We start from the raw sequence: 16,246 nt of genomic DNA, 5'->3' as shown, positions 1-16,246 counted from the left end.
TGTGGAACAGCGGTTTTCCGCCCGTCGCATGTCGCGCCCGGCAAACCCCGTCAGGGCCCGCCGGGCGGAAGGTCAGAGAACCTCGAGGTAGATGTCCTGCGTGGCGATCAGCGCGCCGTCGTCATAGGCCTCGAGCCGGACGGTATAGAGCCCCTCGGCCGCGGTCGTGTCGAAGTCGGTATCGGGGAAGAAGCCGTAATTCCACGAATTCTGCAAATCGCCATTGCTGGTATATTCGCTGCCCGTGGCAGTCAGGTCGATGAAATCCTCGGCGGCGCTGCCATCCACGTCGGCGAGGAACTTGAAGACAAAGCTGTCATCGTCCCCGGCCTCGGTCACCGTGGCAGCCCAGTCGATATTCCATTCCATGCGGTCGGCCGAGGCCGGGTCGGCCTCCACCCGGAAGGTGGCGGTGCCATCGGCATTGTAGGTGACGTCCGACGGGTCCAGGTCGCCGACGCCGCGCAGCTTGGCCTTCAGCGCCAGTTCGACGCCCGCGCCTTCGTGGCGGGTGATGGCGTAGCCATCGGTGGAATTGCCGTCACCAAAGATCATCTCGACCCCGGCGCCGCCATTGGTGGCGCGGTCATCAACGGCACCAAAGAACGTGTCGATGAAATCGGTCCGGGCATAGCCCTTGTCGAAATCATAGGCGCGCACGGCGTCATAGGCGGCCTCGGAATTGTCGTTACCGGAATAATAGGGCCGGTCCAGCAGGTCCGGGTCGATCGCCTCGATCAGGGAAATCAGCTCGGCCCCGGTGGCGGGGTCGGAGGCAAAGCGCGAATTGATCGGTGCCTCGCCCAAATTGCCCAGCAGGTTGTCATGCAGCGATTGCAGCCGTTCCGGCGTCAGGTCCGCATCCGGCCCGTCCGGGGCGAACTTGCCGATCATCTCGGTCAGCGGCGCACCGCCATCCTCTAGGTATTCCGCATAGGCGATGCCCAGCCGCACGAAGTTCTCGTTCACGGAGGCGAAATAGCCCTCTTCGACATATCCGTCGTCGAGGAATTCCCAAAGCACGGCAAAGGTGCCGGCCTGCGATCCGTCGATGGTCAGCGCCTCGGCCAGGCTGCCCGCATCGGTCAGGGCCAGTTGCTCGGTGAGGAAATCGTCGATGTTGGTTCCGGTTTCCGCGCCGCCCGTGCCGCTGACATCGGCGCCGACGAACCCGACGCCCGAGATATTCAGCGAGGCCGGCACACCATCCTTGAAGGTCAGTTTGTCCAGGTCGGCCGCATCGACGGAATTGGCCTCCCACTTGGCCAGGGACAGGTTGGTCGTGCGCCCGCCATCGACCTTGATCTGAACGAAGTTGTTTTTGAAATCAATCGTGTAGTCGGAATCCAGCACGAAGTCGAAAACCCCGTCATCCACCCGCACCGGGAACAGCCGCGCCAGAAGGCTGTCGAAGAAACCGAAGAAATCGAACCGCCCGTGGCCATGCCCGTGGTCATGTCCGTGGTGGCCGTGATCGTGACCGCCATGGCGGTGAGAATTGAAACGTCCCATTGAAATTGCCCCTCCAGGTCAAAATGCAGGAGGGCGGCGCAATGCACCGTCAAAAAGTCCCCCCAATGCTGGGGAGACTAGGCAAGATCCTTATACAAAGGCAATATTTTTAACCCTGCGGTCGGGTTCGGACCCGCCGGGGCGGGGGCTCAGGCGCCCTCGGTCGCCGGGGCGCCGTGGCCCAGCGGCAGGGTGGTGTCGCGCGGGTCTTCCATGTCGCCGACCTCGGCGAGGAAGCGTTCCGCATCCAGCGCCGCCATGCAGCCCATGCCCGCCGAGGTCACCGCCTGACGATACTTGTGGTCGGTCAGGTCGCCGGCGGCAAAGACACCGGGCACCGAGGTTTCGGTCGTGCCGGGGTTCACCTTGACGTAGCCGCCATTGTGCAATTGCAGCTGGTCCTTCACCAGTTCGTTCGCCGGGGCGTGGCCGATGGCGATGAAGACACCCTTGGCCGAGATCTCGGAGATCTCGCCGGTATCCACGTGGCGCACCTTGACGCCGGACACGCCCTTGGGGCTGTCCTCGCCCACGACCTCTTCCAGCGTGTGATGCCACAGCGTTTCGATCTTGGGGTTCTTCATCAGGCGATCCTGCAGGATCTTCTCGGCCCGCAACTCGTCCCGGCGGTGGATCAGGGTGACCTTGGTGGCGAAGTTGGTGAGGAACAGCGCCTCTTCGACGGCCGTGTTGCCGCCGCCGATCACCACGATTTCCTGACCGCGGTAGAAGAAGCCGTCACAGGTCGCGCAGGCCGACACGCCGAAGCCCTTGTAGGCCTCTTCGCTGTCCAGCCCCAGCCACTTGGCGCGGGCGCCGGTCGCCAGGATCACGGCGTCGGCGGTGTAGGTGGTGCCGCTGTCGCCCTTGGCGGTGAAGGGGCGCTTGGACAGGTCAAGATCGGTGATGATGTCGCCGATGATCTCGGTGCCCATGGCCTTGGCGTGGGCTTCCATGCGGACCATCAGGTCGGGGCCCTGCACCTCGGTGTCGCCGGGCCAGTTCTCGACCTCGGTCGTGGTGGTCAGCTGCCCGCCAGGTTCGATCCCCTGCACGAGGATCGGGTTCAGCATCGCGCGGCTGGCATAGACGCCGGCGGTGTAGCCGGCGGGGCCGGAACCGATGATGAGGACGCGGGTGTGGCGGGTATCGGACATGGCAGGAACCTCTTGAGCAGCGGGCTGGGCAGCGGGTCCGACCTATGTAATCTCGCCCGGTGCAGGCTGCAACCGAAGGACGGGTGCGCCTGTGGCAATCCTGCCATGCGGACGGGATGTTGCGTCACGTTGAAATATTATTGCGTGTTAGCGCCGCGCTGATATAACAAACGCAAATTCTTGGAGGCCCAAATGGCGGGAACCCGTCTGGATCAGATCGACCGGAAAATTCTGGCTGAGTTGCAGGCCGATGGCCGCATGACCAATGTCGAATTGGCCAAGCGTGTTGGCATCTCTGCCCCGCCCTGCCTGCGCCGTGTCCGCACGCTGGAGGAATCGGGCTACATCAAGGGATACCACGCCCAGGTCGACAGCCGCGAACTGGGCTTCGAGGTGCAGGTCTTCGCCATGGTCGGGCTGGTCAGCCAGGCCGAATCCGACCTGTCCGCCTTCGAAGAGAAATGCCGCGGCTGGCCGCTGGTCCGCGAATGCCACATGCTGAACGGCGAGGTGGATTTCATCCTGAAATGCGTGGCCCCCGACCTGTCGACCTTCCAGAGCTTCCTGACCGGTCAGCTGACTTCGGCCGAGAACGTCGCCAGCGTGAAGACCTCGCTGGTGATCCGCGGCGCCAAGGATGAACCGGGCGTGCCCTTCGACATCCTCGAGGAACGGTTGAGCCGGACGGCCTGACCCGTCCGACCCTTCCTAACTATCTGACATCACGCGTAATCGCCGGCGCCGGTCCGTGCGCGGGCCATCCGCGGATGCGCCATTGCGCCGAAATCGGCGAGGCTGCGGACATGCGGGAACATCGACAGGAACAGCTCGCGGGTATGCGGGCCCATCCGGTCCTGAAGGCCGCGCCCGGGATGGAAGGTTTCCAGGTCCAGCCCGCCGGCGCGGATCGAGCCGTGCCGTTCGACGCAGACATGGTAGGTGTCCACCGCGCTGCGCGGGCTGATCCCGATCACCGTGTCGCCGTCGATGAAATCGCGCAGCGGCGAATAGGCCATCTTGCCCGGCTGTTCGAACTGGATGCCCGCCGGGCGGTGCAGCAGCCGCGCCCCGGGACCTGCCAGCAGATCGGGCGAGGGCTGGCCGGGCCCGAACCGGTCCGAGGTCACCCGCGTCAGCAGCGGGCCGTTCCCGGGTTCGGGCATATGGGTCATGATGCCGATCCACAGCACCTTCTGCACACCGTGTTCGCGGCTGATGACATCCATGCCGGGGCGCAGATCCTCGATCGCGACCTCGCCCTTGCGGGTGGCGATCAGCGACCCGTGCGCAAGCGCGTTGAACGCGGCCTCGAAATCCGGCGTGGCGGGTGCACGGATCTCCTCTTCGTGCACATCCCCGGATTCGGATAGGGACATCGTGTAGAACCGCCGCATCTTTGGCAGCGAATGAGTAACCCGCGCATGCGGAGAGTCATCCGTCCCGAAGGACGAAAGAGGACCAGACATAGCAACACCTTCTTCTCGGCGTCACATCCGTGTCGGCCCCCACCGACAACACAGAAGGACTCTGTGGCTCAGATGGGGAAAATCTGGCGGGTGAGGGGGCAAAAGTCAAAGAATGGCACCGATTGAAGACGCTTGGACGGCAATCATCTCGGTCGTCGGGGCATTGTTTCGTGGTGTCTGGATAATCCTGCCGCAATCTCGATTTCCCGTCATACGGGTAATCCGAATCGCCTTTTCGCGTCACTTTGCGCGCGACGAAGGTCCCGGAACCGGCCCCCGGCGACAGGGCGCGCGGGGTCCGGAACGGGTGCGGAAAACGGGCCGAGCAGGACCCCGTTTCCCTGCGTGACGGCGCGGTGCAGAACGCGCTGTCGGTGACCCTTGGCAAGGGGCCGGTTTTTGGTTGCTCGGCCTGTTTCGGCGGCCGCGCTTATGCTCGATAGGGACGTGCCAGGTCCTATGCGTCGGGGTTGTCAGGCGGCCTTGCGCTCAGCGGCCTGTCGCAGGCGGGCTGCAACGGCAGAGCGGTTGCCCCGCTGATACGGAAGCTTGGTATCGGTGGTCTTGGCGGTTGCGACCACGGACTGGATCCAGCGTTTCTGTTTGGCCTTCATGACTAACCCTCTAAATTTTTCTACCCATGCCGATTTTTGTTTGGCGTATGAGGCGAATATGCCGGGGGTTTGAGGCCTTCCTAGGACGAAAGAGGGCAATTTGAAGATTTCTTTAACGGCCTTGAAAATAGGCGGTTAACGAACCGGTAACCATGTATACAAGACAAAATCGCGGCAACGGTTTTGCAGAATTCGACAGAAATGGGGCGCCTAGAGCCGGATGACCGAGATCAGCCGCCCGTAATCGGCCTCACCGGCATGGGTGGTCCGGCGGTAGGAGTAGAATCTGTCCGGATCGCTGTAGGTGCAGTGCCGCGTCCATTCGGCTTCGCCGATTCCCGCGCTGCGCAGACGGTGCAGCCCGTAGGAGGGCAGATCGAAATGCACCCGGTCGCCGTCACCGCCCGCGAAGAAGCGGCTGTTCTCGGGATCTTCCATCAGGAACTGGTCGAGGAATTCCGGCCCGACCTCGTAGGCGCGCTGGCTGATCGAGGGGCCGATGACCGCGCGGATATCCTCGCGCCGGGCGCCAAGCGCCTCCATCGCGTCCAGCGTCGCCTCCAGCACGCCGTCCAGCGCCCCGCGCCAGCCCGCATGGGCCGCGCCGATCACCTGCGCATTGGCATCGGCGAACAGCACCGGCTGGCAATCCGCGGTCAGGATCGCCAGGGCCAGCCCCGGCGTCGCCGTCACGATCGCGTCGGCCTCGGGCAGGGCGTCGGGCACCGCGTCCAGCGTGGCCACATCGGCGGAATGGATCTGCCGGACGGAGACCAGGTCGCCGTCCCCCACCCCCATGGCCAGGGCGACGCGGGCGCGGTTGATCTCGACGATCTCGCGCTGGTCCGACGACCCGTGGCCGCAATTCAGCCCCGAGAAGATGCCAGAGGACGCACCGCCGCGCCGGGTGAAGAACCCGTGGCGGATCGGGGCCAGATTCGGTGAGGTTATGATCTCCAGCGTCATGCGGGTGCGGGTCCTGGGCCCTCGGTACCGGGGATGGGCGCCGCCCCCACGGGCGTCAGCGCCAGTACCTTGAAGAGCGTCCCCATTTCCTCGGGGTGGGTCAAGCGGCGATGTGCGGCAATATGGGATGTCAGCGCATCCCCGGTCATGCGGTCGGCCAGCGCCTGGGCGCGCTGCGTGATCCCTAGCCGTTCCAGGAACAGGCCCTGGCCCACCAGCGGCGCCGCGATGGCGGGCGCGGCAGCGCGGGCGATCGGTTCGAAATCCACATGCGCGGTCAGGTCGGCCTCGCCCGGTGTGGCGAAGGGATCGACCATCCGGTGACCCTGCAGCGCCTGGAACGTATCGCCCACCGACCGCCAGCCGCCATAATCCACGATCAGCGCCGCACCGCCATGATCCGCGATTCGCGCGCCCAGCGTGGCGGCGATGGCATTGGCGGCGGGGCGGAGTTCGACGATATCGCCGTCCTTCGTGTTCTCCATCCGCCCGGCCAGCAGGGTTTCCGGGCGCGGTGGGGCGAGGCCCGGTTTCAGCGCCTCCGTCCCGTCCTCGCCTTCGGCCAGCGCGACGCAGCGCTCGGCCCAGCCGCCGCCCTGACGCTGGAACTGGCGGATCGGCAGGGCGTCGAAGAACTCGTTCGCCACGAACCACAGCGGCCGCTCGGGCAAGTGGTCGACGGTGTCGATCCAGCGCACCGCGTGGCCCTCAAGCAGCGCCTGCTGCGCTTTCCGCAGGGCGGGGGAGGCCTCGATCAGCACCACCTCGGCCGCATTGTGGAACCCCGGCACGCCGCGCGTCGCGCGCAGGATGTCGGCCATCAGCGTGCCACGGCCCGGCCCGGCCTCGGCCAGGGTGAACGGGGCCGGAGCGCCCTGGTCCAGCCAGCTTTGCGCCAGGGCGAGGCCCAGCATCTCGCCGAACATCTGGCTAATCTCGGGCGCGGTGGTGAAATCGCCCGCCGCGCCCAGCGGATCGCGGGTGGTATAATAACCATGCTGCGGATCCAGCAGGCAGGCCGCCATGTAATCCGACAGCCGCATCGGTCCCTCCGCCGCGATCTTCAGGCGCAGGGTCTTCATCAGCGGGGTCACCGCCATTGCCGGCGCCCGATCGCGATGATGATCAGCCCCGCCAGCACCATCGGCAGCGACAGCATCTGCCCCATCGTGATCCCGACCGTGTCGGTCAGGCGCAGAACATGGCCATAGGGATTGTCGGGGGTGATGTATTGCGCATCGGCCAGGCGGAAGAACTCGACGACGAACCGCGCCGCGCCATAGCCCGCGACGAACAGCCCGGTGATCAGCCCCGGCTTGCGCAACGCGCCAAAGCCGAAGGCCAGCACGATCAGCAACGACCCCAGCAGCAGTCCTTCCAGCCCCGCCTCGTATAGCTGAGAGGGGTGGCGGGCACAGGGCTCACCATCACAAAGCGCGCCCTGAACCGGGAAGATCACGCCCCAGGGCGCATCGGTCGGCCGGCCCCAGAGCTCGGCATTGATGAAATTCGCGATCCGGCCCAGCATGATGCCCACCGGCGTGGCCAGCGCCATCATGTCGGCCGCCTGCATCCTGGGGATGCTGTTGCGGGCGCAGAACACCCACCAGGCCAGCGCGACGCCCAGGAACCCGCCATGGAAGGCCATGCCGCCCTGCCAGATCATGAGGATCTCGGCGGGATGCGACAGGTAATATCCCGGCTGGTAGAACAGCACGAAGCCCAGCCGACCGCCCAGGATGATGCCGACGATGATCCAGGTCATCAGGTCTTCCAGCTGCGCGCGGGTCATCGGCGGCTGGTCGGCGGGCCAGAGGCGCGGCATGCCCAGGGCCGTGCGCGCCAGGAACCAGCCCAGGCCGATCCCGACCATGTAGGCCAGCGCGTACCAGCGCAGCGCGAACTCCATCCCGAAGGCGGAAATCGAAAACACCTCGGGCGAGATATCGGGGAAGGGGATAACGGCGATCATGGATGTGACATGCCTTTGGCCCGTCGGGGAAGTCAACCGGCCGCGCGCCGCCCTCCGGCAGGCCCACGGGCTTGTGACGCGCCGGTTTGCGGCCCATATAGGGATCAAACGTGACAACGGAGACAGCGATGCAGCAGCGGTCCAAATTTTTCGACGACATGTCCCAGCTCATGACCAATGCCATGGGCGTGGCGCAGGGCGCCAAGGACGAGGCCGAAACGGCCTTCAACTCCATGATCGACCGCTGGCTGGCCGATCGTGACCTCGTCACCCGCGAGGAATTCGATGCCGTGCGCGCCATGGCCCAGAAGGCGCGCGAAGAGAACGAGGCGCTGAAGGCCCGGCTTGACGCGCTGGAGGCCAAACAGGGCTGACATGTTCAATTTGAGGGGAATGGCAGGGTGATCTAAACCTGCCATTTACCTGACGCGGTTTAGCTGCAGACAACCTTCGTTTGCAGGATAGTCGCGTGTTTCAGAACCTTTCGTCCCGCCTTTCGCTCCGCAACCTGTCGTGGATGATCATCACCACGACCCTGGTCGCGACATTCATTCTGGCGGCGGCGATGGCGTTCATCTCGTTCCAGGTTCGCCAGGTCGAGGACAAGGCGGACCGCCTGGCCGTCTCGGCCGATCCCTACAATATCGCCGTTGCCACGCTGACCGCGGAAATGGGCTATGGCGGCATGATCCACAACTACAAGAACGCGGTCCTGCGCGGCGACAAAAGCTATGCGGAGGCCGCGAAGCGTGGCACCGGGGCGGTGCTCGCCGCGCTGGACAATATCGCCGTCCTCAAGCCCGAGACGCTGGAGGATGTCACCGTTCTGCGCGACACCGTCCACGCCTACGAGGCCGCGGTCGACCGGGTGCGCATCATGCGGCTCTCCGGCACGCCCGCACAGCAGGTCAGTGAGACGATGACGCTGGATGACGGTCCCGCCTGGCAGTCGCTGCTCAACCTGATCGCCCTGACCTCCGACGGGACCAACCCGCAATACAAGGTGACCTACCTGCGCTGGCTGCGCGGCATGCTGGGCTATAACGGGGCGGTGCATCACTTCAAGGATTACCTCCTCCATCAGGACCCCGCGATGGCAGAGGCCGCCCGCACCAGCTTTGCCGAAGCCCATGCCATGGCCGAAGAATATCGCGCCCGGGGGCACAGCCAACGCGAGGATCGGGCGCTCGACACGATCGAGGCGATGATCGAGGATTACGTGCAGGGGCTGGACGTTGCCGCCCGCGCCATCGCAGAGGGGACCACCGCCGAAAAGATCGACGCGATGGTCCGCGTCTCCGACGCCCCGGCGATCGAGGCGCTGGGCGTGCTCTCCAACGCGACCCTGATCGAGAACGACCTGACCTCCGAGGCGCTGAACCGCGGCGTGACCAATGTGCGCCGCGTCTCCACCTGGCTGGCGCTGTTAACGGCCGTGTCCGGGGTGATGATCTCCATCGCCGTGGCGATCGTCCTGTCGCGCGGCGCCGTCCGCCCCGCGGCCCGCATCGCCGACAGCATGAAGCAGTTGGCCGAAGGCGATACCGATGTCGATTTCCCCGACCGCAACGACCGGACGGAGATCGGGATCATCGCCACCGTGGCCACGCAATTCGCCGACACCCTTCGCCACAACCAGAAGCTCCGCGCCGAGTCCGAAGCGCAGGCCGACACGCAGCGCGCCATGGCCGCCGAACAGGCCGGGCTGCTGGAGGAACAGAAGGCGCTTCAGGCCCGGATCGACCAGGAAAACGCCGAACGCAAGACACACCAGGACCGCCAGGAAGACCTGCAGCGCGAACTGGCCCGCGCCGTCGCCGCCGCCGTGGCGGGCGATTTCTCAATCCGGATCGACCGCGATTACGGCGAAGAAGAGCTTGATGCCTTCGTCACCCATTTCAACGACCTGCTGGCCAGTGTCGAACGCGGGGTGGAGGCGGTGTCCGTCGTTTCCCGCCGCATGGCCGGCGGCGACCTGTCCGCGCGTGTCGAGGGTCAGTTCGACGGTGTCTTCGCCGGGCTTCAGGCGTCGATCAACGAGGCGATGAGCGAGGTCGCGAGCCTCGTCGACGAGGTCCTCATCAATGCCGGCTCCATCGAGACGGAGGCAAGTTCCATCGCCACCGCCTCTGCCGACCTGTCGCAGCGCACCGAACGCCAGGCCGCCACGCTCGAGGAAACAGCCGCCGCAGTGACGCAGCTCTCGGCCTCCGTCCGCTCGGTCGCGGAAAATTCGGGCGAGGCGCGGGGCATGGCCGGTCGCGCCGGCAAGGTCGCCGATCAAAGCGGCGCCGTGGTCGACGAGGCCGTGGCGGCCATGGACCGGATTGTCGAAAGCTCGTCCAAGATCTCCAAGGTCACCGCGGTGATCGACGATATCGCCTTCCAGACCAACCTGCTCGCGCTCAATGCCGGGGTCGAGGCCGCCCGCGCCGGTGAAAGCGGCCGGGGCTTCGCGGTCGTGGCAACCGAGGTGCGGGCGCTCGCGCATCGCTCCTCCGAGGCCGCGAAGGAGATCAACGCCCTGATCGCCACCAGCGGGGACGAGATCGGCGCCGGCGCGCGCCAGATCAGCCATGCCGGCGATGCCATCCGCGAGATCGCCGATTATGTCGTGCAGCTGCGCCAGGCCATCGATACCGTGGCCACCGCGACCTCGGAACAATCCATCTCGCTCGACGAGGTGACGGCGGCGATGAACGAGCTGGACTCCGTCACCCAGCAGAACGTCGCCATGTTCGAGGAAACCACCGCCTCCACCGCCGCGCTACGCTCCCGGTCCCAGGACCTGATGCAGGCGGGCTCGCGCTTCACCACCGGCACCGCTCGGAATACTGGCGGACGGGGGCAGGGCGCGACGCCGGACCAAAAGCTGCGCGCCTGACCGGCCAGCTGTCGCCGCACCTCGGCCAAGGCCGCCAGGCGAACCGCGTCACGACAGAAATTGCGTACATCTCGGGCGTTATGCCTTCAAACCGCCCTCACCGAGGGCGGTTTTCGCAGATCCTGGCGTGACCGGACCCAAAGTGCCGCGCCGAAATAAACACTCGAATCGTCATCTACATGTCGTTCGGCCGTTACCTGCACGACATGTCATGCTATTCCGGCGCCAATTCTTGCGGTGTTCTTGGACTATTCCACAACTTCCTGCGTTTATCCCCAAGTTTTAGCTTGCCACAACGCCCCCCGGCCCTCACCATATCTCGTAGGGGCTACGGGAAATCGCCCAGCCTCTAGAGCAGGCACCTAGCGTTAGGGGCGTCTACCCGCCCTGCGCGCTACAACCAAAAAGAGGTGGCGCATGGCATTGTCCGAACAGTTTCTGACCGAGGAACTTCATCCCATTGATATCGTCGAGTTGCTGGCCGAACACCACGAGTGGGATTTCGACCGCATCGCCGACGACCAGATCGCCATGGCGGTCGAGGGTCAGTGGCGCACCTATTCCGTGACCCTGGCCTGGTCCAACTACGACCAGACCCTGCGTCTCGTCTGTACGTTCGAAATGGAACCGCCCGAAGAGGCGCTGACCGAATTGTACGAATTGCTCAACCTGGTCAATGACCAGTGCTGGGCCGGGGCCTTCACCTACTGGCCCGAACAGAAGCTGATGGTCTACCGCTACGGCCTGATCCTGACCGGGGACCAGATCGCGACGCCGGAACAGATCGACACGATGATCGCCTCCGCCGTCGGGTCGGCCGAACGCTATTACCCGGCGATCCAGCTGAATATCTGGGGCGGGCAACCCCCCGCCGAGGCGATGCAGGTCGCCATTGCAGAGGCCTACGGCCGGGCCTAAACTTCGCTCCAACAAGGGGCGCGGCACAAGCGCCCCCCAAGAGGGAGCAAGGATATGATGGAAGCGGTGGCCCGGCAGGGCATGGTCCTGATGGGCTGCGGCAAGATGGGCAGCGCGATGCTGGCGGGATGGCTGAAGGGCAGTCTTTCGCCCAAGGCCGTTTGGGTCAAGGACCCGAACCCGTCGGACTGGCTGCAGGCCAGCGGCGTTCAGATCAACACTGATCTGCCAGACGCCCCCGCCGTAGCCCTGATCGCCGTGAAACCCCAGATGATGGGCGAGGCATTGCCGCAGATGTCCGCCCTGGGTGGCGGTGACACGCTGGTGATCTCGGTCGCCGCCGGCACGCCGATCTCGAAATTCGAGGACACGTTCGGCGCCGACACTCCGATTATCCGCGCCATGCCAAACACGCCCGCCGCCGTGGGCCGGGGCATCACCGCGATCATCGGCAATGCCAAGGTGACCGAAACCCACCTGCAACTGGCCGAAGATCTGCTATCCGCCGTGGGCCAGGTCGTCCGGCTGGAAAGTGAAACGCAGATGGATGCGGTCACCGCCGTGTCGGGCTCCGGTCCGGCCTATGTCTTCCACCTGATCGAAACCATGGCCGCCGCGGGCGAGGCCGAAGGGCTCAGCCCCGATCTCGCCCTCACCCTGGCCCGTGCCACCGTCGCCGGGGCAGGGGCCCTGGCCGAAGAGGCCGGGGAAGGCCCCGACCAACTGCGCGTCAACGTGACCAGCCCCAATGGCACGACCCAGGCCGCGCTCGAGGTGCTGATGAACGAAGAGGATGGCTTCCCGGTGCTGCTGCGCCGCGCCATCAAGGCCGCCGCCGACCGCTCGAAGGAGCTTTCCCGTGACTGACCAGATCAGCTTTGACGATTTCCTCAAGGTCGATATCCGCGCGGGCCGCGTGGTCCGTGCCGAACCCTTCCCCGAAGCGCGCAAGCCCGCGATCAAGCTCTGGATCGATTTTGGCCCCGAGATCGGAGAGAAGAAGACCTCGGCCCAGATCACCGATCATTACGACCCGGAAACGCTGGTCGGCAAAACGGTGATGGCCGTCGTCAACTTCCCGCCCCGCCAGATCGGCCCCTTCATGTCCGAAGTGCTGACGCTGGGCGTGTCCGACGACAAGGGCGGCGTGATCCTCGTCACCCCCGACCAGGACGTCGCCCCCGGCGGGAGGCTGCATTGACCCGCATCCTGATCTCCCGCCCGATGCCGCCGCGCACCCAGGCCGCCGCAGAGGAATTGTTCGAGGTCGAGTGCCGCAACTCCAACAAGCCGATGTCGCAGGGCGAATTGCGCGCGGCCTTTGCGCTCTATGACGGGATGATGGTCACGCTGGGCGATGCCATCACCGCGGAAACCCTGCAGGATTTCGGCCGCCCGCGCTGCCGGATGGTCGCGAATTTCGGTGTCGGCTACAATCATATCGACGTTGATACCTGCGGCCGCCACGGCGTCACCGTGACCAACACGCCCGGCGCCGTGACCGACGCCACCGCCGATATCGCGATGACCCTGATGCTGATGACCGCCCGCCGTGCCGGCGAAGGCGAACGCATGGTCCGCGCCGGCCAATGGGACGGCTGGCATCCGACCCAGCTGCTGGGCCTGCACCTGACCGGTCGCACCGTCGGCATCGTCGGGATGGGCCGCATCGGCCAGGCCATCGCGCGGCGCTGTCACTTCGGCTTCGGCATGCAGGTGCTCTATGCCAACCGGTCGGAAAAATCGGTGGATTTCCCCGCCCGCCAGGCCCCGCTGGAGGAGGTCGCCGCCCAGGCCGACGTGGTCATCGTCGCCGCGCCGGGCGGGGCTGAGACGCACCACCTGATCGACGACACAGTGCTGTCGGCCATGCAGTCCCATGCCATCCTGGTGAACATCGCCCGGGGCAATATCATCGACGAAGCGGCCCTGGCCCGCGCGCTCGAAAAAGGCACGATCGCGGGCGCCGGCCTCGATGTCTACGAAGAGGAGCCCAAGGTGACCCCGGCGCTTCTCAAGATGGAACAGGTCACCCTGCTGCCGCATCTCGGCACCGCCTCCATGGAGGTACGGGAGGAAATGGGGCTGATGGCCGTCGCCAATCTCAAGGCCTATTTCGCCGGTGAAGAGGTGCCGAACCGAGTCGCGTGATCCTACGTGTGCCGCGCCATTTCGGATCAAAATGACGTTGCGGCATCCTGCCCTGGAGCGGGAAACAGTGTGTATCCACCGGGAATCCGGTGGGTATTTCCCCGCCGCCACAATTCCGCCAGAATCTCTGACCACATCTTAAATGTGTATGAGTGAATCCAGTTAACTGGAGTTTGTTATGTTAAGATGTCTGGCACGTTGCCGGGCCCCGTTCGCGCGGTTCATGCGCGACACGTCCGGTGCGTCGACCCTGGAATTTGTCCTCTGGATCCCGTTGATCCTGGTGATGTTCGCCACCCTTTTGGACTTTTCCCATTCCTTTACCGTGAACAGCACGATGTGGAACCAGGCGCGGATCGCCGCGCGTGGCCTGTCGATGCACGAACTGACCCCGACCGAGGCCGAGGCGTTGATCCGCAACGGGCTTCAATGGACGCAGCACGATGTGAGCGTCTCCATCGTCGAGGATCGCGACCAGGTCTCCGTCACCCTGCGCATGCCGATCGCCCAGTCGGGCGTTGTCAATGTCGCCACCGGCACGGTTCCCGGCGATTGGGTGGCCCGCGTGGCGATGCTGCGGGAACCGGTCTGATGCTGCGCGCATTCCTGGCCCGCTTCGCCCGGCAGCAGGACGGCGCCGCGACCATCCTGATGCTTTACGGGATCGGTATCATGCTGATGGTGGGGGGGATCATGCTGGATTTCGCCAACCGCCACCGCGTCGAATCGATCCTGCAATCCGCCGCCGATGTCTCGGCCGCCAGCGCCGCGATCCGCCTCAGCGAACCGATCTCGCTGGACACGCCCGAGGCACAGGCCCGCAGGACCACGGCCTTTTCCCTGGGCGGCACCACCCTGGCCGATGCCTGGCACGAACAGAGTTTCGAGTTGGGCCATTACAATGCTGATAACGGTTCGTTCCAGCCGGGCGCTCAGGATGCCAACGCGGTCCGGGTCAAGCTCAGCCGCTCGCCATCGACCGGTAATGGAGAGCGCACGTTCCTGCTGTCGATGCTGGGCATCTCGGAATGGGATATCCGCGTGTCCTCCATCGCGCGCATCCGCACCCATGAAGGCCTGCCCTGTGTCGATCCGCTCCTGTCGCTGAAGGCCGGATTGCAGGTCGGGTCCGGGCGGCTATTCGCGGGGATCTGCCTCTATGCCTCGGCCCAGATCGATTACGGCGGCGTACCGGGTTGGGTCACCGACGACACCGCGGATTTCGTGAACGCGCTGCTGGTCGACATGCTGCCGCAGCCGACCTCGCTGATCCAGAACGTGTCGTTGCTGGGCGGAGAACCGGATTACATGGACGGCCCCGGGCTGCGCTCCGCGCTGAACGGGCTGATCCACAGCACCACGCGTCTGGCCGGCGATGCACTGACGGACGAGGCGCAGCTGGCAACCGGCGGCCGGTTCCATGTGTCCTGTCCTTCCAACGGGGTGCTGGTGCTGGACGGGCCGCTCGATCTGACGAACACGGTGCTGATCAGCGATTGCCCGATCCGCATCGATGGCGACGTGTCGATCCAGGCCGGGCTGGTGATTTCGAACCTGCTGGGCGTTCTGCCGCGTGGCAATTCCATCGCGGTGCCTTCGGATGCGGTGCTGAAGCGCACGACCTCCTGCCCGCCGGGGGAGGGGGCCAGGATCTACCTCTTCGCGGATGCGTCCATCCGGCTCGCCGTGCCGGCGCTGGCCGATCCGGACAGCCCGCTTGGCGGGTTCCTCGACGACACGATCGGGGTGGTGGGCGATACGGTGAACGAGACGATCAATCTCGTCGGCGGCCTGCTCGACGTGGTGGACGAGGTCGCCAGCCAGACGCTCGACCTGCCGGGGCTCGCCGGGCTCTGCATCGGCATGGACACGATGCTGTCGACCGACCGGGTCTCGCTGCACTGAGGGCGACACCGCAAAGGCACCGACGTAATACCGACGTTGTACCGACGTGATACCGATGCGGGTTTCGGGGCCGTTTCGCGGCCCCGACAGCGAGGCCATCAGGCGTGCGGATCGCCCATTTCCTGGCGCCAGTGACTCCGGCAGAGCGACACGTAGGTCTCGTTCCCGCCCACCTGAACCTGCGCCCCTTCGCGCAGCGCCTGGCCATCCGGCCCCCGCCGCACGACCATCGTGGCCTTGCGTCCGCAATGGCAGATCGTGCGCACTTCGCGCATCTCGTCCGACAGCGCCAGAAGCGCCGCGGACCCCTCGAACAACTCGCCCAGGAAATCGACCCGCAGCCCGTAGCACATGACCGGCACGCCCAGGTCATCCACCGCGCGCGCCAGTTGCCAGACCTGGGTTGAGGTCAGGAACTGCGCCTCGTCGACGAACACACAGGCGCAGGGCCCATCCTCCAACCGCTTGGCAATCCTCGCAAAAAGGTCGTCATCGCCGCGGAACGTATCGGCCTCCTCGCCGATCCCGATCCGGCTGGCGATCCGTCCGGTCCCGGCACGATCGTCCAGCTGCGCGGTCAGCAGATAGGTCTGCATCCCCCGTTCGCGGTAATTGTGCGAGGCTTGCAACAGAACCGTCGATTTGCCCGCATTCATGGTGGAGTAGTGGAAGTAAAGCTTGGCCATGCGCCAATTAGGCCA

Annotated in this window: 17 protein-coding genes; 9 read left to right on the top strand and 8 right to left on the bottom strand. The window is 65.3% G+C overall.

The genetic code is table 11. From position 1 onward, the window contains the following. Positions 1 to 72: 72 nt before the first annotated feature. Together ATO9_RS13845 and trxB are read right to left on the bottom strand one after the other, a co-directional pair. The gene (locus ATO9_RS13845; RefSeq protein WP_043750125.1) at positions 73 to 1,512 is read right to left on the bottom strand and encodes a hypothetical protein; all 1,440 of its coding nucleotides are present in this window, start codon (positions 1,510 to 1,512) and stop codon (positions 73 to 75) included. Between the two features lie 149 nt (positions 1,513 to 1,661). Next, positions 1,662 to 2,669, bottom strand: a complete 1,008-nt coding sequence (trxB, locus tag ATO9_RS13840) for a thioredoxin-disulfide reductase (protein ID WP_043750122.1) — start codon at positions 2,667 to 2,669, stop codon at positions 1,662 to 1,664. 192 nt (positions 2,670 to 2,861) lie between these two features. Between trxB and ATO9_RS13835 the strand changes: the two genes are divergently transcribed. Further along, positions 2,862 to 3,362: an Lrp/AsnC family transcriptional regulator gene (locus ATO9_RS13835; protein WP_043750120.1), complete on the top strand. Its 501-nt coding sequence runs from the start codon at positions 2,862 to 2,864 to the stop codon at positions 3,360 to 3,362. A 29-nt stretch (positions 3,363 to 3,391) separates the two neighbouring features. Here the strand turns inward: ATO9_RS13835 and ATO9_RS13830 are convergent, their stop codons facing one another. The 5 genes from ATO9_RS13830 to lgt all read right to left on the bottom strand — a co-directional run bounded on the left by ATO9_RS13830 (position 3,392) and on the right by lgt (position 7,687). Further along, positions 3,392 to 4,135, bottom strand: a complete 744-nt coding sequence (locus ATO9_RS13830; protein WP_081979585.1) for a Hint domain-containing protein — start codon at positions 4,133 to 4,135, stop codon at positions 3,392 to 3,394. A 473-nt stretch (positions 4,136 to 4,608) separates the two neighbouring features. Beyond that, the gene (locus ATO9_RS24315) at positions 4,609 to 4,749 is read right to left on the bottom strand and encodes a hypothetical protein (RefSeq protein ID WP_156127871.1); all 141 of its coding nucleotides are present in this window, start codon (positions 4,747 to 4,749) and stop codon (positions 4,609 to 4,611) included. Between the two features lie 210 nt (positions 4,750 to 4,959). Further along, entirely contained in the window at positions 4,960 to 5,715 is a 756-nt protein-coding gene (pgeF, locus tag ATO9_RS13825; protein WP_043750117.1) for a peptidoglycan editing factor PgeF, read from the bottom strand. Then, on the bottom strand, positions 5,712 to 6,809 hold the full coding sequence (locus ATO9_RS13820; RefSeq protein ID WP_043750528.1) for a class I SAM-dependent methyltransferase: 1,098 nt from the start codon (positions 6,807 to 6,809) through the stop codon (positions 5,712 to 5,714). The genes pgeF and ATO9_RS13820 overlap by 4 nt, the downstream gene beginning before the upstream one ends. Then, positions 6,806 to 7,687, bottom strand: a complete 882-nt coding sequence (gene lgt / locus ATO9_RS13815) for a prolipoprotein diacylglyceryl transferase (RefSeq protein WP_043750114.1) — start codon at positions 7,685 to 7,687, stop codon at positions 6,806 to 6,808. The genes ATO9_RS13820 and lgt overlap by 4 nt, the downstream gene beginning before the upstream one ends. Before the next feature lie 128 nt (positions 7,688 to 7,815). On the opposite strand from lgt, the gene ATO9_RS13810 reads away from it, so the two are divergent. The 8 genes from ATO9_RS13810 to ATO9_RS13775 all read left to right on the top strand — a co-directional run bounded on the left by ATO9_RS13810 (position 7,816) and on the right by ATO9_RS13775 (position 15,545). Then, on the top strand, positions 7,816 to 8,061 hold the full coding sequence (locus ATO9_RS13810; protein WP_043750111.1) for an accessory factor UbiK family protein: 246 nt from the start codon (positions 7,816 to 7,818) through the stop codon (positions 8,059 to 8,061). A 95-nt stretch (positions 8,062 to 8,156) separates the two neighbouring features. After that, positions 8,157 to 10,571: a methyl-accepting chemotaxis protein gene (locus ATO9_RS23520; RefSeq protein ID WP_052418328.1), complete on the top strand. Its 2,415-nt coding sequence runs from the start codon at positions 8,157 to 8,159 to the stop codon at positions 10,569 to 10,571. A 417-nt stretch (positions 10,572 to 10,988) separates the two neighbouring features. Beyond that, positions 10,989 to 11,489 carry a type III secretion system chaperone family protein gene (locus tag ATO9_RS13800; RefSeq protein WP_043750106.1) on the top strand — a complete coding sequence of 167 codons (501 nt, stop codon included), beginning with the start codon at positions 10,989 to 10,991 and terminating at the stop codon, positions 11,487 to 11,489. Positions 11,490 to 11,543: 54 nt separating this feature from the next. Further along, positions 11,544 to 12,356: a pyrroline-5-carboxylate reductase gene (gene proC, locus ATO9_RS13795; protein WP_043750103.1), complete on the top strand. Its 813-nt coding sequence runs from the start codon at positions 11,544 to 11,546 to the stop codon at positions 12,354 to 12,356. Continuing rightward, positions 12,349 to 12,690 (top strand): tRNA-binding protein, encoded by a 342-nt coding sequence (locus ATO9_RS13790; RefSeq protein ID WP_043750100.1) that lies wholly within the window; start codon positions 12,349 to 12,351, stop codon positions 12,688 to 12,690. The genes proC and ATO9_RS13790 overlap by 8 nt, the downstream gene beginning before the upstream one ends. After that, positions 12,687 to 13,640, top strand: a complete 954-nt coding sequence (locus ATO9_RS13785; RefSeq protein ID WP_043750097.1) for a 2-hydroxyacid dehydrogenase — start codon at positions 12,687 to 12,689, stop codon at positions 13,638 to 13,640. Before ATO9_RS13790 ends, ATO9_RS13785 begins: the two co-directional genes overlap by 4 nt. Positions 13,641 to 13,863: 223 nt before the next feature. Next, complete coding sequence (locus tag ATO9_RS13780; protein ID WP_043750095.1) at positions 13,864 to 14,232, top strand: TadE/TadG family type IV pilus assembly protein; 369 nt, start codon at positions 13,864 to 13,866, stop codon at positions 14,230 to 14,232. After that, positions 14,232 to 15,545 (top strand): TadG family pilus assembly protein, encoded by a 1,314-nt coding sequence (locus ATO9_RS13775; RefSeq protein ID WP_043750090.1) that lies wholly within the window; start codon positions 14,232 to 14,234, stop codon positions 15,543 to 15,545. The genes ATO9_RS13780 and ATO9_RS13775 overlap by 1 nt, the downstream gene beginning before the upstream one ends. A gap of 98 nt (positions 15,546 to 15,643) precedes the next feature. On the opposite strand, the gene ATO9_RS13770 is transcribed toward ATO9_RS13775, so the two are convergent. Continuing rightward, on the bottom strand, positions 15,644 to 16,231 hold the full coding sequence (locus ATO9_RS13770; protein ID WP_043750088.1) for a thymidine kinase: 588 nt from the start codon (positions 16,229 to 16,231) through the stop codon (positions 15,644 to 15,646). Positions 16,232 to 16,246 lie beyond the last annotated feature (15 nt).

Origin of the sequence: Pseudooceanicola atlanticus, from assembly GCF_000768315.1 — a bacterium.
Classification (GTDB): domain Bacteria; phylum Pseudomonadota; class Alphaproteobacteria; order Rhodobacterales; family Rhodobacteraceae; genus Pseudooceanicola; species Pseudooceanicola atlanticus.
This window is presented reverse-complemented; position numbering and strand designations above follow the sequence as displayed.